The 21,145-nt window shown below is 47.1% G+C and carries 17 protein-coding genes and 1 riboswitch; all 17 genes read left to right on the top strand.

From position 1 onward, the window contains the following. Positions 1–565 precede the first annotated feature (565 nt). The 17 genes from Tfer_RS11155 (at position 566) to Tfer_RS11235 (ending at position 20,875) form a co-directional block, all read left to right on the top strand. Positions 566–1,816, top strand: a complete 1,251-nt coding sequence (locus Tfer_RS11155; protein WP_052218479.1) for an HD-GYP domain-containing protein — start codon at positions 566–568, stop codon at positions 1,814–1,816. Positions 1,817–2,001: 185 nt separating this feature from the next. Next, entirely contained in the window at positions 2,002–2,559 is a 558-nt protein-coding gene (yyaC, locus tag Tfer_RS11160) for a spore protease YyaC (protein ID WP_013119635.1), read from the top strand. Between the two features lie 252 nt (positions 2,560–2,811). Next, positions 2,812–4,893: a cache domain-containing protein gene (locus Tfer_RS11165; RefSeq protein ID WP_052218480.1), complete on the top strand. Its 2,082-nt coding sequence runs from the start codon at positions 2,812–2,814 to the stop codon at positions 4,891–4,893. A 190-nt stretch (positions 4,894–5,083) separates the two neighbouring features. Beyond that, on the top strand, positions 5,084–5,527 hold the full coding sequence (locus Tfer_RS11170) for a hypothetical protein (RefSeq protein ID WP_152909040.1): 444 nt from the start codon (positions 5,084–5,086) through the stop codon (positions 5,525–5,527). A 41-nt stretch (positions 5,528–5,568) separates the two neighbouring features. Further along, the gene (locus Tfer_RS11175; RefSeq protein ID WP_052218482.1) at positions 5,569–6,573 is read left to right on the top strand and encodes an L-lactate dehydrogenase; all 1,005 of its coding nucleotides are present in this window, start codon (positions 5,569–5,571) and stop codon (positions 6,571–6,573) included. A gap of 87 nt (positions 6,574–6,660) precedes the next feature. Continuing rightward, positions 6,661–8,112 carry an L-seryl-tRNA(Sec) selenium transferase gene (gene selA, locus Tfer_RS11180; RefSeq protein ID WP_052218483.1) on the top strand — a complete coding sequence of 484 codons (1,452 nt, stop codon included), beginning with the start codon at positions 6,661–6,663 and terminating at the stop codon, positions 8,110–8,112. Continuing rightward, on the top strand, positions 8,109–9,167 hold the full coding sequence (gene selD / locus Tfer_RS11185; RefSeq protein WP_083436913.1) for a selenide, water dikinase SelD: 1,059 nt from the start codon (positions 8,109–8,111) through the stop codon (positions 9,165–9,167). Before selA ends, selD begins: the two co-directional genes overlap by 4 nt. Before the next feature lie 2 nt (positions 9,168–9,169). After that, entirely contained in the window at positions 9,170–10,804 is a 1,635-nt protein-coding gene (gene bshC, locus Tfer_RS11190) for a bacillithiol biosynthesis cysteine-adding enzyme BshC (RefSeq protein ID WP_052218485.1), read from the top strand. 146 nt (positions 10,805–10,950) lie between these two features. Beyond that, positions 10,951–12,297: a PhoH family protein gene (locus Tfer_RS11195; protein ID WP_052218521.1), complete on the top strand. Its 1,347-nt coding sequence runs from the start codon at positions 10,951–10,953 to the stop codon at positions 12,295–12,297. An 8-nt stretch (positions 12,298–12,305) separates the two neighbouring features. Beyond that, a riboswitch (molybdenum cofactor riboswitch) is annotated at positions 12,306–12,438 on the top strand. An 85-nt stretch (positions 12,439–12,523) separates the two neighbouring features. Next, on the top strand, positions 12,524–12,703 hold the full coding sequence (locus tag Tfer_RS11200) for a hypothetical protein (RefSeq protein WP_052218486.1): 180 nt from the start codon (positions 12,524–12,526) through the stop codon (positions 12,701–12,703). A gap of 53 nt (positions 12,704–12,756) precedes the next feature. After that, complete coding sequence (locus Tfer_RS11205; protein WP_052218487.1) at positions 12,757–13,992, top strand: molybdopterin-binding protein; 1,236 nt, start codon at positions 12,757–12,759, stop codon at positions 13,990–13,992. A 22-nt stretch (positions 13,993–14,014) separates the two neighbouring features. After that, complete coding sequence (locus tag Tfer_RS11210; protein ID WP_052218488.1) at positions 14,015–15,928, top strand: molybdopterin biosynthesis protein; 1,914 nt, start codon at positions 14,015–14,017, stop codon at positions 15,926–15,928. A 21-nt stretch (positions 15,929–15,949) separates the two neighbouring features. Continuing rightward, entirely contained in the window at positions 15,950–16,930 is a 981-nt protein-coding gene (moaA, locus tag Tfer_RS11215; protein ID WP_052218489.1) for a GTP 3',8-cyclase MoaA, read from the top strand. 3 nt (positions 16,931–16,933) lie between these two features. Beyond that, complete coding sequence (moaC, locus tag Tfer_RS11220; protein ID WP_052218490.1) at positions 16,934–17,422, top strand: cyclic pyranopterin monophosphate synthase MoaC; 489 nt, start codon at positions 16,934–16,936, stop codon at positions 17,420–17,422. Further along, positions 17,419–17,862 (top strand): MOSC domain-containing protein, encoded by a 444-nt coding sequence (locus tag Tfer_RS11225; protein ID WP_052218491.1) that lies wholly within the window; start codon positions 17,419–17,421, stop codon positions 17,860–17,862. Before moaC ends, Tfer_RS11225 begins: the two co-directional genes overlap by 4 nt. Next, positions 17,855–18,349 (top strand): MogA/MoaB family molybdenum cofactor biosynthesis protein, encoded by a 495-nt coding sequence (locus Tfer_RS11230; protein WP_052218492.1) that lies wholly within the window; start codon positions 17,855–17,857, stop codon positions 18,347–18,349. Before Tfer_RS11225 ends, Tfer_RS11230 begins: the two co-directional genes overlap by 8 nt. 324 nt (positions 18,350–18,673) lie before the next feature. Beyond that, complete coding sequence (locus tag Tfer_RS11235) at positions 18,674–20,875, top strand: sigma-54-dependent Fis family transcriptional regulator (RefSeq protein WP_052218493.1); 2,202 nt, start codon at positions 18,674–18,676, stop codon at positions 20,873–20,875. The last annotated feature ends 270 nt before the right edge of the window (positions 20,876–21,145 follow it).

Here is a 21,145-nt window from a genome sequence, read left to right on the forward strand (position 1 = left end):
GGAACTCCCTGCCTGCCCGGCTGCGGTTTTGCGGGCGCAGTCGCTCCCAAACGGTAGACGGAGAACCCTGCCCACCCCCCCTTTTTTTGCCGCTTGGCGTTCTACGCTGAAATAACTGTCACTTTAAGAAAAACAGAAAATACCGCTATGGAGGTAAAACAGTAAGTTGCGACCTGGTGGAGGGCGGATAGAGTAACCTTGGAGCATGGACTGTTTTACCTCCATAGCGGCAACCGCAGCTTCGGCCTGGTTTTGCAGCACAAAGCTCCGGGGTAGCCCAGTCACCCCACCCACCCCTCCAAAAAAAACCGGCGGATTAAACCAGAGCTCCGCTCCGGAAAACATTTAACCTCCCCAAATTTATCAGAATGACTTTTGGCAACAGCCTGGGGGCTGCCTTTTAGGCAGTCCTTTGCGGTTTTGGAGGAATTTGACACGAAATGTCGAAACAGTATATTGGTATAAGCGGAATAACTTGCCAGTAGATGAGCGATACCTTGATAGTCCGTGCTTATTTTTGTTTATACAGTGGCCTTGATTTAAAAAGAAAACAGGGGTGGTTTGTATGGTTAAAGATATCCATGTGCCTCTTTTTAACCTGGTGATGTGTGTTTCCGGGGCCATCGACCTGGTAAGTCCCGCGCTTGTTGGCCACCATAAAAGGGTTGCCTATATAGCCAAAAGCATTGCCAGAGAAGCAGGAATAAGCAGTGAAGAACAAAACAATGTAGTGTTGGCCGGGCTTCTTCATGACAGTGGTGCATTAAGCGTAAAAGAACGGCTTGACGCTCTGGAATTCGAAACAAATAATGCTCAAAGCCATGCTCATACCGGATATTTGCTGTTGAGCAAGTTTGCGCCTTTTCAAGAGGCCGCCTTGTTGGTGAAGGACCACCATACTCCCTGGGCCCAGGGGACTCTACAGGAGGAAGTACCATTGGGGAGCCAAATAATCCACCTGGCAGACCGCATAGAAGTCCTTATCAACAGGAAACGGGAGATACTTGGTCAAGTCAAGGATATTTGTGCGCAAATACAAAAACAGTCGGGGCACCTGTTTTCCCCTGATTTAGTAGAAGTTTTTATGGGACTGGCCAAAAAAGAATATTTTTGGTTTGAGGCTTTATCCCCTGCATTGGAGACAACTTTGCAAAACAGGGTCGGAATGGGGACGCTGGAATTAGATGATGACGGTCTGCTCAGTTTTGCCAAGATGCTCAGTCAAATTGTGGATTTCCGGAGTCCATTTACTGCCAGCCATTCCAGCGGGGTGGCGGCCAGTGCAGAGGCTTTGGCGAGATATGTTGGTTTCTCTGAACGTGAATGCAAAATGATGATGGTTGCCGGATATGTTCATGATTTAGGGAAACTGGCGGTACCTGCGCAGATTTTGGAAAAACCGGGCAGACTGGATGATAGAGAAATTGATATTATGCGCAGTCATGCCTTTTATACCCATTATGTGTTTGAGCCCTTACCAGACCTGGATATGATAAGAACATGGGCCGCTTTTCATCACGAAAGACTGGACGGAACAGGGTATCCTTTTCACCATTGCAGTGCAAACATATCCCTCGGCTCGCGTGTTATGGCAGTAGCTGATGTTTTTACGGCGCTCACGGAAGACCGGCCATACCGGGCAGGTTTGACCAGGGAGGAGGTAATGTCAATATTACGGAAAATGGTCGGAGAGCAAGCGCTGGATAGGCAGGTAGTAGCCACATTGGAAGCCCATTATGACGAAATCTACATGGTCAGGATTGAGGCCCAAAAGGCTGCAGATGCAGAATACCGAGCTTTCAAGGAAAAAGCTTAGGACTTTTTTTAGGCGAGCTCTGCAGAAGTTTATACTTTTTTTGCGCAGGCAGTAAAATTCCCCGACCGGTGATGAAAAATCAAGATAATTTCTTTCCGGCGGCAGCCCGGTTTTTGAGGATTTCGACAAAGGACTTTCGCTATAATAACCCCAGAGATTAAGCCTATAGGAGAAGGGGGTTTATAGTGGAATACAAATTTCATTATGGAGACAAAGAGGGCCAAAAATTAATGCTGGAACTCTTGATAGAAATGATGAAGGGATATCAGGAAGTAACTATACTTTGCATCGGAACGGACCGTGTTTCCGGGGACAGTCTCGGTCCATTGACCGGAACATTGATCAAGGAAGAGTATCCGTGGGCCCGTGTTTTTGGTACATTGGACACGCCTGTGCATGCGCTTAATCTGGAAGAAGTAACCCGTAAAATCAAGACCATGCATCCTTCTGCTTTGGTCATTGCTGTGGATGCCTGCCTGGGTCGGGCCAATAATGTAGATAATATCGTGTTGTGTGCAGAACCATTAAAGCCCGGCATCGGTGTGGATAAAGAATTGGCCCCTGTGGGAGACGTATCGGTAAAAGGGATAGTCAATGTGGGAGGGTTTATGCCTACGATGGTTTTACAAAGTACCCGTTTAAATTCTGTCTACAACATGGCAAAAATTATTGCCGGGACAATAGTCCAGGCTCTAGTGGCCCATAAGAATTTCAGGAACTTATACAAGCTTAAAGAAGCTTAAAGGTTGCAGTTTTATGTTATAAACATAATGATTATTATAACCGGCATGAACAAAGGGGTTTCCCAAAAGTTATGGGAGGCCCTTTTATAATGGTTTTTATAAGAATTTTAAAAAAACAAATTAGTAAAAATGTTAATTTTTTGTTTTTGAAATCGATAAATGAGAAGGAAATGCAAACCTTTTTGTAGAAATATGTCGGATATCAGAAAAAATTACCAGTTAATTAATGCCCAGGAAAGGCGGCCAAGTAGAATGCTAGTTAAGAAATTGCTGGGTAAATTACATCGGGTAAGCTTAAGAGGAAAAATACTTATTGCTTTTGTTGTTATTATGACTTTGTTTTTATATAGGGTAAGTTTTTCCACTAAATATTACATAGTGGAGAAACACGGGCAGGAGCAGGTAGGTACCATTTTACAGGGGGCGCATAACTATTTTTATGATAAGTTAGAAAATATGACGTACCTTTTTAGGACGATAACAACTGAAATGGAACTCCGAGATTACACCCCTGCACAAATGGCCAAGGTGAAAAACAAAGTCCAGGCCTGGCCAAGTGAAATTCGTCCTGATATTTTATTCTTCACCGATAAAGAGGGAAAAGTTATATATAGCAAGAACAATCCTGAACCGGTCAAAGATATTTATCAGCTTGACATTTTAAAACTAGCTACGATGCGTGGCGAAACAAGCGGAATTGAGGTTTTGGATAAGCAGCTTTTGGAAGCAGAAGGGGTGGCCGGGAATGCCTGTATAAATATAGTTCCAACCCAGCAAGCGACAAATTTGAACTACACCAAAGAATGCAAAGCGATGGCCATGATGGTGGTAGAACCCGTGCACAAAAATATGGGCATTGCCGGTTATGTGGTCTTGGGTAAAATTCTTAATAATAACAATACCATAGTGGACAATATCAAAAAAAATTTTGGTGCCCGGTCAACAATATTTCTTGATAAGGTCCGGATAGCGACCAATGTGACTAATGACCAGGGTGACCGTGCTACAGGTACTTTGTTATCAGACCCGGTTTATGACAAGGTGATTAAAAAGGGTAGTAAATATACAGGTCGGGCTTTTGTAGTCAACAACTGGTACGTGACGGCTTATGAACCTATTAAGGATGTTAACGGTAAAGTAGTAGGGGCGCTTTATGTTGGGACAGAGGAAAAACCTTTGCTCGAAATGCAGCAGTCAGTGAACAACCAGATAAGGGTTACTTTGGCTGTTGCTATAGTAGTGTTTGCGATAGCAATTTTATGGGTTTACAGATCAGTTGTTAAACCGATCCACAACATTTCTACCGGGGTTTTGCACATTGCCCGCGGGGATTTTGGAACAAGGTTTCCGACATCCCAGCCGAACAGGTGCTGGGAAATAATGGATTGTCAGCAGGAAGAATGCCCGGCCTATAACAATGCCTTGATCAGGTGCTGGCTTTTATCGGATGCCTGGTGCCGGCATCAGGGCAATAATTGTGGAAAACCTGACTGCTGTTTACATTGCGATGTCTATAATATATACAGCGGTAACGAGTTAGACCGCCTTATCGATGCTGTGAATTTTATGGCTATGTTCATTGACGAACGTACAAAAGCAATGGAAGAGTTGAACAAACAACTGGAAGCCAATAACAAGGAATTAGCGGAACACCGGGATGAGTTGGAAAGTCAGAAAGAAAACTTATTGCAGTTGAACCGCCAACTGGAGGAATCGATGAAGGCGCTGGACCACAGTCAAAACATCATTTATGCCTTGGCCGTGGCCGTTGAGGCTAAAGACCCTTACACCCGGGGCCATTCTGAACGAGTTGCCGAGTATAGTATAAGGCTGGCTAAACGCCTTGGCATTAATGGTGATGACCTCGAACTTCTAAAAGGAGCTGCTCTTCTGCATGATATAGGCAAGATAGGTATCAGCGGCTCAATCTTGAGAAAACCAGGGGCCTTAAATGCGTTGGAATTCCAGCAGGTTAGAAAACACCCTTCCATAGGAGAACGTATCTGTCTTTCTCTGAAGTTTGCCCAGGAAATGTTGCCGATAATCAGACACCATCACGAGCATTACAACGGACAAGGCTACCCCGATGGGCTTAAAGGTGAACATATTCCTTTGATGGCGCGAATTATTGCTATCGCCGATGCTTATGACGCCATGACTTCCGACCGGCCATACCGGTCCGGCATGCCCCGGGAAGAAGCGTTGCGGCGTTTAAGAGAAGGCGCCGGCACCCAGTGGGATCCGAAATTGGTCCCCGAATTTATTAATCTGGTACAAAATGAGTTTGTAGAAGAAGTAGCAGTTTCCAAAGAAAATGGACAGTTCCTGAGGTGATGAGGAGCCTGGCTTAAGCCAGGCTCTTTTTTCGTGGCGGTGAATTTTGTGGTTGGGGCTCGCGTAGTAATAAGTAAGCTGAATATTAATCGAAGGAGAGGGGTTAGGGGTGTTTGTACCGCGCAGGAATATTTACTTATTCTTTTGTCTGGTTAGCTGTTTTGTGTTGCTGGGGGTACGCAGCTTATTTTTGCTTGACGACACGGCCCCAGGTTTTCCTGGGGGCCAACCGGCAAAGGGACCGGAGTCTTTTAAAATATATATAACAGGGAAAGGTACGGTCACGGGGATAAAAACCGGCGGGTTAGGATTGGCCGTTTATGCGGTAGAAAAGATTCCCAGGTATCAAGGGCAGTTGTACAGGATTGGTTTAGTTGTGCTTAATACAACGGAAAAACCTAAAGAGTTAGATTTCAATGTAGCTTTGGTGAACAGTCAGGGTAGGGAAATTTTTTTGGAAAAGGAGTATCAAACGCCGGTGACGGTAGCGCCGCGGGAAGTTTCTCCGGGAACGATAGAAATAGAAGTTCCCGACCGGAAAAACGATTGGCACATGGAGTTGTGGGGAGGTTGTTTGGGGGCAAGAGTTGAGCTTCCTTTACGGGTAAATGTGGTGCGGCATCCCATGGAATAAAATTATTTAATGGCGGTAAAATTTAAACTTAGGAAAATTGTATGTTGAGGAGTGTAAAGATCGTGAAAAAGGAAGGGAAAGAACTGGTAAAAGTGACGATAGTAGGCACGGGTTTTGTCGGTTCAACCACCGCCTTTGCTTTATTGATAAAGGGCTTAGCTTCGGAAATAGTTTTGATTGACAAGGACCATAGGAAGGCGGAAGGAGAGGCCATGGATCTGCGCCATGGCACTTCCCTGGCATTCCCGGTAAATGTTTATGCTGGCGACTATGAGCAGGCAGCGGGTTCTGATATAGTGATAATAACAGCAGGGGTAAACCAGAAACCGGGGGAGACAAGGATAGACCTGGTTAACAGGAATGCAGAAATCTTTAAAAAGATTATCCCCAAAGTCGCCCAATATTGTGCCGGGGCTGTATTATTGGTGGTTGCCAATCCGGTGGACATTCTTACTTATATTACAGTCAAGCTTTCGGGCTTCCCTCCGTCAAAGGTGATCGGTTCCGGAACATTACTGGACAGTTCCCGTTTCCGGCAGGCCCTGAGCGCCCACTGCGGCGTGGACGCCCGTAATGTACATGCCTACATTATAGGCGAACATGGGGATACGGAAGTGCCATTATGGAGCTTGACCAATATTGGCGGCGTTTCTATAGAAGAATTTTGCCTGTTGAGTGATAAAGGCTGCACCAGGCCTGAAAAAAAGAAGATTTTTGATGAGGTGAAAAACGCCGGTTATGACATAATCTCCAGGAAAGAAGCGACCTATTATGGCATTGGCCTGGCCCTGACCCGTATTATCGAGGCTGTAGTCAGAGATGAAAATTCAATCCTTACCGTATCCAGTTTACTGCAGGGCCAGTACGGTGTTTACGATGTATGTCTCAGCCTTCCTTCCGTGGTAAATAGAAACGGTATCAGCCGCGTGCTGGAACTGCCCCTTGACATTGAGGAGAGACAGGCTTTCAGGGAATCGGCTGCGGCCATGAAAGAGGTTTTGGCCAAGGTTAACCTTGGCGAAGCTGTAGTATCGAGCTATAAATAAGTTTAATGGGTTTAATAAAGGGATTTGGAAAGCTCTGTAGAATACAAGACTTGATAGGGAAAACCATTGGCTAAAGGAAGGGATAACATGGTCGATAAAAACCGACTGCTGAGGCAACTGCCGGCTATAAATATAATCTTGCAGACAGCAGAGATCCAGGCGCTAATACGCGAGTACGGCCATCCGCTGGTTTCGGAAGCGGCGGGCGAAGTCGTTCAGCAGTTGCGGGAAAAAATCCTAAAAGCTGCTGAAGAGGATTACCGTGGCTTAGATCAGGAAATCACGTTGAAAAACATAATCGCCATGCTGATGCAAAGGGTATACGAAAAGGTGCAGCCCAGGTTGCGGCGGGTTATTAATGCAACGGGTATAGTTCTCCATACCAACCTTGGACGTGCCATTCTTGGCCAAAAGGTGACGGAAGCCCTTACTGAAGTGGCGTCAGGATACTCTAATCTGGAACTGGATTTGAGTACCGGGGAGCGCGGTTCGCGATATGCACACGTGGAGGGGCTGATATGCCGTCTGACCGGGGCGGAAGCAGCTTTGGTAGTGAATAACAATGCGGCTGCAGTTTTACTCGTTTTAAACACCCTGGCGAAAGATAAAGAAGTTGTGGTTTCCAGAGGCCAACTGGTGGAAATAGGTGGTTCCTTCAGAATCCCGGATGTCATGCGGCAGAGCGGTGCTATCCTTGTGGAAGTGGGTACGACCAATAAAACACACCTTGCCGATTACCTGAGAGCCATCACGGAAAACACTGCTTTGCTGTTAAAAGTTCATACCAGCAATTACCGGATTATCGGGTTTACTTCCGAAGTATCTGTTTCGGAGCTGGCCCAAATAGGGCATGCCAAGGGAATACCTGTTTACGAGGACCTGGGCAGCGGGGTGCTGGTGGACTTTCGGAATTATGGCCTGACTTACGAACCTACTGTACAGGACAGCATACGGGCCGGCGTGGATTTGGTAAGTTTCAGCGGGGACAAGCTCTTTGGCGGACCCCAGGCGGGAATAATCGCAGGCCGCAGGGAACTGATCGAACAGTGCAAAAAGAATCCCCTGACCAGAGCCTTACGGGTAGATAAACTTACTTTTGCTGCCCTGGAAGCTACGCTGCGGATATACTTCGATGAAAACCGGGCGTTGATGGAAATACCGACTTTACAGATGCTGACTATTCCTTATGGTGATCTCCTGAAAAGAGTGAAACGAAACGCCCGCAATCTGAGTAAGGCCCTTGGCGGTAATGCCAAGGTAGAAGTAATACAGGGTTTTTCTCAGGTAGGTGGAGGAGCCCTGCCTGAGGAAAACATACCAAGCCCTCTGGTGGCCGTAAAACCTGTTTATGTTTCTGTTAACTGGCTGGAGGAGCACCTGCGCGGAGCCGTCACACCGATACTGGCCAGGATTCAGAAAGATCAACTGCTTTTGGATTACAGGACCATACTCCCCGACGAAGAAAACGAGGTTATAAGTGTAATCAGTGAGCTGCTGGCTGATTCCAGCAGGTTGGTGGAACAGGAGGTGTCTTTTTGACCAAAAAGGAAATCAGTTGCACCCTAACATCTTTAACCTGTTCGGCGGGATGAGCGGCAAAAATAGGTCCGGAGGACCTGGCCAAAGTCATCAGTCTGTTGCCGTCAACTGGAAAAGACCCTAATTTACTGGTAGGGCTTGACACCTCCGACGATGCCGGGGTTTATAAGCTTACCGATGATATTGCCTTGATTCAGACCCTGGATTTCTTTACGCCTGTTGTAGACAACCCCTATGACTTCGGGCGAATTGCCGCCGCTAACGCCCTCAGCGATGTATATGCCATGGGGGGAAAGCCGCTCACGGCCATGAACCTGGTTGGGTTTCCGACTGAGACCCTGGGATTGGAAATACTGGCGGAAATTTTACGGGGTGGCGCTGAAAAGGTATGTGAAGCAGGTGCTGTACTACTGGGTGGGCATTCCGTCGAAGATAAAGAACCCAAATACGGTTTATCCGTAACCGGGATTATCCATCCGGACCGGGTTCTGACCAATGCAGCGGCAAAACCGGGAGACGTGCTTATTTTAACTAAACCGCTGGGCATCGGTATCATTACCACTGCCCTGAAAGCAGGCATGGCTTCTGAAGAGGCGGAGAGGGAAGCTACGGCAGTCATGAGCGCTTTAAATAAGGATGCCGCAGAAACCATGCAGGAAGTGGGCGCCCATGCCTGTACAGATGTAACGGGATTCGGTCTTCTGGGCCATGCTCTGGAATTGGCTAAAGCGAGCTCGGTAAATGTAAGGATTTTTGCTGCAGAGGTGCCGGTCCTGGCCCCGGCCCGGGAATATGTACGCTATGGCTTGATTCCTGCCGGTACAAGAAGAAACCTGAAATATGTTGCTCAGTTTACTCGATTTGACGACAACCTGGAGGAAGAAGAAAGGATTATACTGGCAGATACCATTACTTCCGGAGGCCTACTCATTTCGCTGCCGGAAGAAAAAGCTGCCCGTTATATGGAGCTTAGCCGTGAAAAGGGGCTGAATGCTGCCATAATAGGTGAAGTCATCCCCGGGAAGGGAAATCTTGAAGTATACAAGGAGAGTTAGCGGTGATTATCGAATCTGTGCGTTTGACATATAAACAACCTTTGGTAAACAAATATCTCTACCATTTTCCTGCTGTGGAATGCCTTTTTTCGGCTAACCCCTACAGGCTTGCCGATTTTCAGTATCGCCTGCAGACAGTGGCCAATGAATATAAGGCGGACCGGGAGGAACTGGTCCGTATTTTGCTGTCCTATAACAAAAATTTAGGCTGCAGTCAGAAAACCGTGGCCAATATCGAAATGTTAAGAGACAAAAACAGCGTGGTCGTTATAACCGGACAGCAGGCCGGGGTTTTCACGGGCCCTTTATATACCATCTATAAAACTATTACGGTCATACAGTTGGCGCAAAAGTTATCAAGAGACCTGGGGTGTCCCGTGATACCCTTTTTCTGGGTGGCCAGCGAAGACCACGATTTCCAGGAAATAAATCACCTGGACTTCATTAACAGGCAGGGCCGGTTGGACCGGTTAGTACTGGAAGAAGAACCGGGAGGCAAATTCTCGGTTGGGCATATTCCTGTTTCGGAAGCTGTTTATAAATTAATAGATGCCCTGGCGGAGTCCACTAATCCGGCCGAGTGGAAGGAAGGTTATATAGAGCAGTTGAAAGACTATGCCTGTTCTTCCGAAAACCTTGCCGAGTGGTTTGCCAGGATTATGACAGGGTTTTTCACTGATTACGGGTTGGTCATGGTTCATCCTATGCTGCCGGGTATACGTAAGCTGATGGCGCCATTGTTCGAACAGTTTGTTATCCGGTCCGAAGAGGTAAACAGGGCTCTGGAACAGGGTAAGAACATGGTTATGGACTTGGGCTTTACGCCCCAGGTGGACAAAGATCCCGAACACCTGCACCTTTTTCGTTATGTAGACGGGGAACGCCTGCCTCTATTAAAGGAAAATGATGTTTTCACTGTACGGGGCAGGGATTTGCATTGGCGCGAGGACGAACTGTTGGCCGCCATCAGGGATAATCCTGAGGATTTCAGTCCTAACGTGGTTCTGCGGCCCGTAGCTCAGGATTATGTGTTACCCCTTTTGGCTTACGTGGCGGGACCCGGGGAAATATCCTATTATGCCCTGTACAAAGCAATTTATCCTCTTTTTGGTATGAACATGCCGATAATTTATCCCCGCGCTAATATAACTCTTTTGGAAGGGAATATTTCCAAACTGATGCAAAAATACGGCCTCTCATTGAATGATGTGGTAGAAGGGATGGAAGAAAAACAACGGCAGTTTTTAAAGGAACTGGAAACTGTAGATATTGAAGGGCTTTTTAACGGTTTCCGGGAAAAGGTCGGGCGCTGTTTCCAAGAAGTAAACGATGAGGTGATTGTCATCGACCCGTCTTTGCGGAGAGTAGGGGAAGAGGCATGGAATAAAGCACTATATCAGATCAACCATTACTATGAAAAAGTTCAGCAGTACCATCGAAAGAAAAATGATACCCTGGTCCGCCAGTTGGGAAAAATATCCCTTTCTTTGTTTCCCAAAAACAACTTCCAGGAAAGGGTATTTAATATATTCCCTTACCTATTTAAACATGGACCAGGTTTAATAAACGGGCTGGTCGGCCTGCCCTTGATTGAAGGTACGGACCATAAAATTGTACATATTAATCCGGAAATTTAATCCCAGATAACGTAAAAAAGTTACAGTTTTAACTTTTGCTTTATTATCCGGGGTAGCAGGTTGAAGGAAACAGTCGATTTTTGTGGAATAGTATTATATTAAAGAAAATATTTTTAAATAGCCCTTCGAAAGGCAGGCGAAGCCGGTTGAAAAAAATATTTATTATTGACACAAACGTCTTGCTGCACGACCCACTGGCCATTACGAAATTCCAGGACAATGATGTGGTAATTCCCCTGGTGGCTATCGAAGAAATGGATAACCAAAAAAGAAGGCAGGATGAAGTCGGGCGCAACGCCAGGCGGGTAGCCAGGTTAATTGACGAACTCAGGGGAAAGGGCAAAATTTATGAAGGGGTACCTACAGAAAAAGGCGGTACTATTAAAGTGGAACTAAATCATCAGCATTTTGACAAGTTATGCGCGGGCCTGGAGCGAAGTAAATCGGATAACCGTATTCTGGCAGTTGCACTGGCTTATAAAGAAGAATTTCCAGATAAACAGGTAATCCTGGTTACTAAGGATACTTACCTGCGGATAAAGGCTGATGTATGTGGTGTTAACTCAGAAGATTACAAGACCGACAAAGTTAACCTGGACGAATTATATACAGGTATCAAGGAAGTACAGGTGAAACCGGAACTTATTGATCAGTTCTACAGTAAAAACATCCTCCCCTGGGAGGAAGAACTGTTTCCCAACCAATTTGTGTACCTTACTGATGAATACGGATCCAGCAAATCTGCTTTGACCAGATATAATCCCGATAAAAAGGCTTTGGTGCCGCTCCTGTTTGCCAACACCGATGCCTGGGGCATTAAAGCCAGGAACAAAGAACAGCGCTTTGCCATGGAACTGTTGATGGATGACCATGTAAGTCTGGTAACCCTGGTGGGGCAAGCTGGTACAGGGAAGACACTCCTGGCTGTTGCCGCTGGGTTGCAAAAAGTGATTGAAGAAGGAGTTTACCGGAAACTTCTCATTACCAGGCCTGTTATACCTTTGGGAAATGATATCGGATTCCTGCCGGGGGACAAAGATGAAAAAATGCGTCCTTGGATGAGCCCGATTTATGATAATCTTGAGTACATTTTCGGTCAGGGCAGGGACATGAAGAAGGAGAAGGAATTTGATAAACCCAAAGGCAACAATATAGACAGCCTTATACAGTATTTTAAGGACAAAGGCCAGTTAGAGCTGGAAGCTCTTACTTATATCAGGGGTCGGACAATACCGCGGCAGTATCTGATTGTTGACGAAGCCCAAAACCTTACGCCCCATGAAGTTAAAACTATTTTGACCAGGGCCGGGGAAGGGACCAAGGTAGTGCTAACCGGAGACCCGCAGCAAATTGACCACCCCTACCTGGATTCCAGCAGCAACGGTCTTACGTATGTGGTGGAGAAATTTAAGGGTATTGGTTTGGCCGGGCATGTGACCTTTGTGAAAGGGGAGCGTTCCGAACTGGCCCAGACGGCAGCGGAAATAATTTAAGCAATTTAACCAAATAATAACTCCGAGCTGACAGGCCTAAGGGTGTTCAACCTATGGTCTCCAGCCATGACTATGTATAGTTAAGGGTATCCCAGGAAACTGCGATGCCTCCCGGTGGAAAGGAGAAAAACAAAGTTTATTAGGCGCCTTTCCCGGCGCCTGTTTTTTTTAGGGGAAGCCATAAACAGCTATTGTTCAAACCACAGTTGTGATAGGAGGGATAAATATGCATGAAGTTAGTGAAGAGGTATTGAAAGCCGTAAAAGAGGCGGCGCCGGAGGGGAGAATTACCTGCGCCCGGGCTCATGAGCTTGCTGAACAACTGAAAGTGCCCTTAATCGTAATTGGGCAGGCAGCGGACCGGCTGAACATCAAGATAAAGAACTGCCAGTTAGGTTGTTTTTAATGGAAACTGCCAATACTTTATATTGAGATGACTGTGATTAGGAGGAATCTTTATTGCCGGAACTCTTAAAGTTAGCTACCATCGATGGAGCCTGGGAGCTTTTCAATAAGCAATTTTCCCCGCAGTTGAGGGTGGAAAAACTGCCGCTGATGGATTGCCTGAACCGGGTTATAGCCGAAGACATCATCTCTGGGGTAAATGTGCCCAACTTTGCCAGGTCTACCATGGATGGTCTGGCCGTAATAGCGCGGGATACCTTTGGAGCTACCGAAGGAATGCCGGCGTATTTGGAAATAGCAGGAGAAGTTTTCATGGGCCAGGAGGCCAAAGAACCTATCAAGCCGGGGACAGCAATAAAAATATCAACGGGCGGCATGTTGCCGCCCGGCGCTGATGCAGTGGTCATGGTTGAGTATACAGAACAGTTGGATGATTCCACTGTTGCTGTACTGAAACAGGTGGCACCGGGGGAAAACATAGTACGGGCCGGAGAGGACGTCGGGGCCGGGGACAGGCTGGTGGCCCGGGGAACTTTGCTGCGGCCCCAGGAAATCGGCGCATTGGCCGGTATCGGCTGTACCGAATGCCAGGTATATGCTAAACCAAAGGTAACCATCATTTCGACAGGCGATGAAATCGTAGACCCCCGCCAGGAACCGGGCATTGGCCAGATTCGGGATATAAATTCCTACGCCATTGCGGCTTTGGCGGCCAATGCCGGAGGGCAGCCTTATATTTACGGTATCGTGGAGGACACCTTTGAGGTTTTGGAAAAAGCTATATCAGAAGCTTTGCAGGGTGCAGACATAGTTGTGGTTTCCGGGGGGAGTTCGATGGGGGTACGTGATGTCACGGCCAGGGTAATCAACGCACTAGGGACGCCGGGTGTTTTGGTTCATGGCGTTTCTGTGAAGCCCGGCAAACCAACCATACTTGGTGTGGTGGAAGGTAAACCGGTCTTGGGCCTGCCGGGGCATCCTGTTTCGGCCATGGCGCTGAGTGAGATTTTCCTGGTTCCTTTAATACGGGCTTATAACGGTTTGGGATTAACCCCTGTTCCCCGCCGGACTGTTTCAGCCACGTTGGGACGGAACCTGGCTTCGGCCAGTGGGCGTCTGGACGTGGTACGGGTTACCCTTGAGCATGGGGAAAACGGATTAGTGGCTATGCCTGTTTTGGGTAAATCGGGTTTAATCACTACTATGGTTAAAGCCGACGGGTTTATTGAAATACCTATGGAAAAACAGGGGTTGGCCGCCGGGGAGCCCGTGCAGGTGAAGTTATATTAAAAGAAATGAGAAGGAGCAGGTTATGTCCAGAACTATTTATTTAGATAACATTCCCTTAGAAACCGCGCGGGAAAAATTTTTTTTACGCCTCAATCAGCCGGTGCTTTTAAAGTCGGAACAAATACCAACAGAGCTCAGTCTTGGACGGGTAACGGCTGAACCGGTTTTTGCCTGTCTTTCTTCCCCTCATTACCATGCCTCGGCCATGGACGGATATGCTGTCAAAGCCGCGTCCACTTTTGGAGCGTCAGAAACTTTACCGGTACAGTTAAAGACAGGGGAAGAAGCTGTTCTTGTTGATACGGGTGATCCGCTGCCTCAGGGTTATGATGCGGTGGTGATGATAGAAGATGTCCATTATATTGATGAGAATACTATTGAAATTATTCAACCGGTGGCGCCCTGGGAAAACATACGCACCGTTGGAGAAGATTTAGTGGCCACGGAAATGATTTTGCCGGCCAACCACATCATCAGGCCGGTGGATATTGGCGCCATGCTGGCGGGCGGAGTAAACGAGGTAAGTGTCCGGGTGAAACCGGTAGTAGCCATACTGCCGACGGGAACGGAATTGGTTCAGCCCGGCAGCCCGCTGAAACCGGGGGATATAATTGAGTACAATTCCCGGGTTATCTCCGGATTGGTAACGGAATGGGGAGGGCAACCTAAAGTATGGGGAATTACGCCTGATGATTACGGTTTGCTTCTCGAAAGGATAGGCCAGGCGGTGGCTGAAGCCGATATTGTGGTTGTGAATGCCGGTTCATCGGCGGGAACAGAAGATTTCACGGCCAGGGCAGTGGCCGAACTGGGGGAGCTTTTGGTACACGGGGTGGCCATTAAACCGGGCAAACCCGTAATTTTAGGCCTGGTGAAAGGAAAACCTGTTATAGGCATACCTGGTTACCCCGTATCGGCTGTATTAAATTGTGAGTTGTTTTTACGCCCCCTGCTAGGTAAAATGTTAGGGATTGAGCCGGGATTAAGGGAAACGGCCAAAGCTGTTTTGGCCAGAAGGGTAGTATCTCCGCAGGGAGTGGACGAATTTGTCCGTGTAAAGCTGGGGCAGGTAGGAGATAGGATTGTTGCCACCCCCATGTCCCGTGGTGCAGGCATCATTATGTCCCTGGTCAGGGCCGACGGTCTTTTGCAGGTACCCAAATTAACGGAAGGTTTGGAAGCAGGTGCAGAAGTAGAGGTTGAACTGTTCCGGACCAAAGAGGAAATAAGGAATACTGTGGTCGCTGTGGGCAGCCACGATATCAGCCTTGACATTTTAGGCAATTTGCTGAAAGAAAGGTTTCCAAGGCTGAGCTTGTCTTCTGCTCATGTAGGAAGCCTGGGCGGTTTGATGGCCATAAAAAGAGGCGAGTGCCACATAGCAGGTATGCATATGCTTGATGAGCAAACGGGGGAATATAACCTGCCATATATCGAAAGACTGCTAAAACATCAACAGGTAACCGTTATTAACCTGATGTACAGGCAGCAGGGATTTATTGTGGCCAGAGGAAACCCCAAACAGATTAAAGGAATAGAAGACCTGGTCAGAAATGATGTGCGGTTTATCAACCGGCAACGTGGCGCCGGCACCAGAATTTTACTTGATTATTACCTGAAACAAAAGGGGATAGATCCAGAACTGATAGCAGGTTACGATAGGGAAGAATACACCCATATGGCTGTGGCTGTGGCCGTGGCCAGTGGGACGGTAGACACCGGCCTTGGCATTCTTGCCGCTGCCCACGCCCTGGATTTGGATTTTATCCCCTTAACGGAAGAAAGATATGACCTGGTAATTCCCGCGGAATTTTGGCATACCGATTTAATCAATGCTCTGATGGAAATTATCAGATCCGATAAGTTTAAAGTAAGGGTAGCCGGCCTGGGCGGTTACGATATGCGGGACACCGGAAAAGTATTAATGCAGAGCTAATGTTGCGAGGAGGAAACAGATATGCTAGATAATTTTGCAAGAGAGATAAATTACCTCCGGGTCTCTGTTACTGACCGCTGCAATTACCGTTGCGTATATTGTATGCCGGCCGAGGGAGTTCCTATGCACAGCCGGGACGAGATTCTCAGTTTGGAGGAAATTTTGAAAGTAATTAAAAGTTCGACCAAGCTGGGGATAAGAAAAATAAGGCTTACCGGTGGTGAGCCTTTGGTGCGGAAAGGTATCATAAACCTGGTGCAGGAAATTGCGCGGATACCCCAGATAGACGACATCGCCTTGACGACTAACGGGGCCCTTTTGCCCGCATATGCTACCGCTTTAAAAGAAGCCGGTCTGAAAAGGGTAAATATAAGCCTGGATACTTTAAAGCCTGACCGTTTTCGGCAGATTACCAGGGTTGGCCGGCTGCGGGATGTGTGGGCAGGGATTGAAGCGGCATGGGAAGAGGGGTTTGAGCCTGTTAAGATAAATACGGTGGTTATTCGGGGTTTTAACGATGATGAAATACTGGATTTTGTAAATCTGACCAAGAAGTTGCCGCTGCATATCAGGTTTATTGAGTTAATGCCCATTGGTGTGAGCGATAAATTTCCGGCTGACAAATTTTTCTCAGTCAGGCAGATAAAAGCAAAAATAAGTCGATACGAAAATCTCGAAGTGGCCAAAAAGCTTGCCGGAAACGGCCCGGCCAGATATTATAAAATTCCGGGTGCGATGGGCAGCATCGGATTTATCAGCGCTCTGAGCGACCATTTCTGTGGTCAATGCAACCGGCTCAGGTTAACTTCCGAAGGGAAACTGCGCCCTTGCCTGCATTCGCCGCAGGAAGTGGATTTAAAAGCCTCACTCAGGCTAGGGTTAAGTGAGGAGGAGTTGGCTGAGGTCATGAGACAAGCGGTGCTGAGCAAACCGGAGGGGCATACCATGAATGCCCGGGGCTGGGGCGATAACAACAGAACCATGTCACAAATAGGAGGCTGATAAATGAGTAAGTTGACCCATTTCAATCCGCAGGGGCGGGCCAGGATGGTGGATGTTTCAGCTAAGGATGATACGGAAAGGATGGCTGTGGCAGCAGGGGAAATCCGCATGGCGGTGCAAACCCTGGAGGCTATAAAAACAGGGAGTTTAAAAAAAGGCGATGTTCTGGCAGTCGCCCAGGTGGCCGGTATTATGGCCGCTAAAAATACTGCTGCCCTTATTCCCATGTGCCATCCGCTTTTTCTTACCGGAGTGGATATTGACTTTACCATTGACGAAGTTAATTCCAGGGTAATCATTAAAGCCGCAGTGAAAACAACGGGCAAAACCGGTGTGGAAATGGAAGCCCTTACCGCGGTTTCCGCTGCTGCGCTGACTATTTACGATATGTGCAAGGCTATTGATAAAGGCATGATTATCGGAGATATCAGGCTTTTGGAGAAAAAAGGCGGCAAGGGCGGACATTATATTAGACAGGGGGAACCGAAGTGACGGGGAAAATTGTGGCGGTATGTACCAGCGAAAAGAAGGGAACACGGAAGAAGAATGTTGGAGCAGGACGGTTAATTATCGGGCACGGCCTGGAAGGCGATGCCCATGCCGGGCCATGGCACAGACAGGTGAGTTTACTGGCTCTGGAAAGTATTGAAAAGATGCGGCAGAAAGGCCTGGATGTGAACCCCGGTGATTTTGCCGAAAACCTTACCACCCAAGGCATTGGTTTGACGGACCTGCCACTGGGCACCAAGCTCAAAATTGGCGAGAAGGCTATAGGCGAAGTTACGCAGATCGGAAAAGTCTGCCATGACCGGTGCGCCATTTATTACCAGGCAGGAGACTGTGTTATGCCGCGGGAAGGAATTTTCATCAGAGTGCTAAAAGAAGGTACCGTTAAGGTCGGGGATACTATAGAGGTGATAAAGGATGTATAGGGTGGGGATTATTACGGCCTCTGACAAGGGCAGCCGCGGTGAAAGGGAAGACCTGAGCGGGCCTGTTATCAAGAAGAAAGTTGCGGAAATAAAGGGTCGGGTTGAACATTATGTAATCTTACCGGATGACCGCCAAACCATTGCCGAGCGATTAAAGGACTGGGCAGATAACCAAGGTTTAGATTTGATTTTTACTACGGGAGGGACCGGTTTCGGGCCCAGGGACGTTACTCCTGAAGCTACTCTGGATGTGGTGGAACGTTTAGTCCCGGGGATTCCCGAAGCAATGCGGGCGGAAAGTATGAAAATAACGCCCCGGGCCATGCTTTCCAGGGCTACAGCCGGGATCAGGGGGAAAACCTTGATTATTAATCTGCCCGGCAGTCCCAAAGCAGTAGAGGAAAGTTTAGACTGGATATTGCCTGCTTTACCCCATGGATTGGATATTTTAAAAGGTACTGCCGGAGAATGTGCCAGACGGGGTTAAGTTGTTAACTTTATTAACACTTGTAAAAAAAATATACAAAATATCCAAATTAAAGAAGGGAACTGGAAGTTTTTGTCGAATAACTTAATAACAAAAAAAATAAGACAGGTATAAACCCTGTCTTAATTGTTTTTGATTGAATTTACTGAAAATTATAAAAACGATAATTATTAACAAAAAGACTGTTTAACCGCAAAATTCGACCATTGGCCAGGTTTTAAATGCTAATAACTGTCCAAATAGAGTATAATAACTTTACACAGTCTGACCTGGTTTTTATTGTAAAGGTGCAATGAGAAGAAAAGGAGTAGAGGTGTTTCAGGGATGGCTGTGGTGCAGACCATCAAAGAGAGATGTCAGACTTGTTACTCCTGCATCAGAAACTGCCCGGCAAAAGCCATCAAGGTTGTGGAAGGACAGGCTACGGTAGTGGAGGAACGTTGTGTCAGTTGCGGCAACTGTGTGCGGGTATGTGCCCAGAAAGCAAAGGTTGTTGACAGCAGGGATATGGACCTGGTCAAGGGGTTCCTAAGTTCCGACCAAACAGTGGTAATTATGCTGGCGCCCTCCTTTCCGGCGGCCTTTGCCGGAGTGGCGGCTGACCATCTGTTCGAAGCTTTGTTAGCCATGGGGTTTGCCCATGTGGAAGAAGTAACGACGGGAGTCCAACTGACAGTCCCCAAATATCAGGAACTTTTGGAAAAAGGGGATCAGGAGTGCGTCATTGCCAGTTATTGCCCTGCGGTAGTGGGGTTGATCGAAAAACATTACCCGCAGTTAATATCTTACCTGGCGCCTATTGATTCAGCGGTTACGGCTACGGGTAAGTATGTGAAAAAGAAGTTTCCTAATGCAAAAGTTGTTTTAGCGGGTCCGTGCATTGCCAAAAAAGAAGAAGCCAGGAGCGACAAACGGCATATAATTGATGCCGTGCTCACCTTTAAAGAGTTAAAAGAACTTTTCAGTCAGGCAGGAATTGAAGTTCCGAAGAGCAAGACAGAAAAAAATGTCGGAGAAAACTTCCTGCCAAGGTTATTTCCGCTACCGGGAGGATTGATCAAAAACCTGAAGCTTGTTGACGGATTTATACCTGAGCTGGCCTCCGTTGAAGGAATAGACAACTGTTTGAACATCCTGCAAAATATGAGTCAGGGCAAGGTAAAACCCAGGTTTATTGATATTCTGTTTTGCCAGGGATGTATTGACGGGCCCGAGATTGACAGTGATAAGGACCTGCTCACCAGAAAAGCTTTAGTTTTTGACTATGCGCAGAAAAAACTAAACAATCCTGCAAGAAAACTTCCCTTCTTAGACCTTACCAGGACATACTCGGACCAATCACGCCAACTGCCTTATCCATCAGAAAACGAGATCAGAAAGATTTTGAAGCATACCTACAAAATTAAACCAGAAGATGAACTAAATTGTGGCGCCTGCGGATACAATACCTGCCGTGAAAAGGCCATAGCCGTTTATCAGGGGTTGGCCGAAATAGACATGTGCCTGCCTTACCTGTTGCATAAATCCCGCGGGGAGATCGAATATTACCGGGACCGTCTGAAGAAGGCCGTTACCCCGCCGTCTCATTATCTGGATGCTATTATCGGTGAAAGCGAAGTTATAAAAAACTTAAAACGGACAGTAGAAAAAGCGGCCAAAAGCGATTCCACCATTCTCATCCAGGGTGAAAGCGGCGTCGGCAAGGAAATGATTGCTCTTGCCGTCCACAACCTGAGCAGCCGCCGCAACAAACCCTTCATAGGCATTAACTGTGCAGCTTTGCCGGAACTGCTGTTAGAATCAGAATTATTTGGTTATGAAGAAGGCGCCTTTACCGGCGCCCGAAAAGGCGGGAAATTAGGCAAATTTGAGCTGGCTGAAGGAGGGACCATCCTCCTTGATGAAATCGGTGACCTTCCGCTGAGCATGCAGGCCAAGCTTCTGCGTGTCCTGCAGGAACGGGAATTTGAACGGGTTGGCGGAACGTCCACCATCAAGTTAAATGTACGGGTCATGGCAGCTACGAACAGAGACCTGAGAAAGCTGGCTCAGGAAGGCAAATTCCGTATTGACCTGTTTTATAGGTTAAATGTCCTGCCGATTTCCGTACCGCCGCTCCGGGCGAGAACCGAAGATATTCCGCTACTGATCGGTCATTTTATTGAAAAACTAACCAAGGACAAAAATATTTCACCTAAAATTGTTGCTGATGAAACCCTTGAGCTGCTGCTTAAATATGATTGGCCGGGCAATGTCAGAGAGTTGGAAAACATCATAGAGAGGGCCATATATCTGACTGAGGGTAATGTAATCAGGGAAGACTGCCTGCCCCCCCATGTCCGTGAGCTGAAAGGTTATAGCGGCCAGACCATAAAACCGATCAAAGAAGCTGTGCGGGAAATCGAAAAGCAATTGATTACGGAAGCGTTAAAAGCTACCAAAGGCAATAAGGTTATGGCGGCAAAACTTCTGGGTATTACGAGGGTCACTTTATATCAGAAGCTGAAAGAATTTAACCTGGAATGAGACAAGAATAGTGTAAATTTTCATTAACATGTAAAGAAACTGAACATTTTGAAAAAATTACACTGTGTAGATATTTTCAACAGGTCATGTATATAAAATGTACAATTTGTTGCTGTAAATCCCCCGTAGTACCTTGGCACAAATTTTGCGGAGAGTAAAACATGAGTTTGGTATTTGTTGCTCTAAAATAAATTGTCTCCAATAGAAGGGGTGGTGGTAAGGCCGGGGAGGAAGCAGAAGATTTTCGACAAAGCAAGGTGAGGGCTAAAA

Origin of the sequence: Thermincola ferriacetica, assembly GCF_001263415.1 — a bacterium.
GTDB classification, from domain to species: domain Bacteria; phylum Bacillota; class Thermincolia; order Thermincolales; family Thermincolaceae; genus Thermincola; species Thermincola ferriacetica.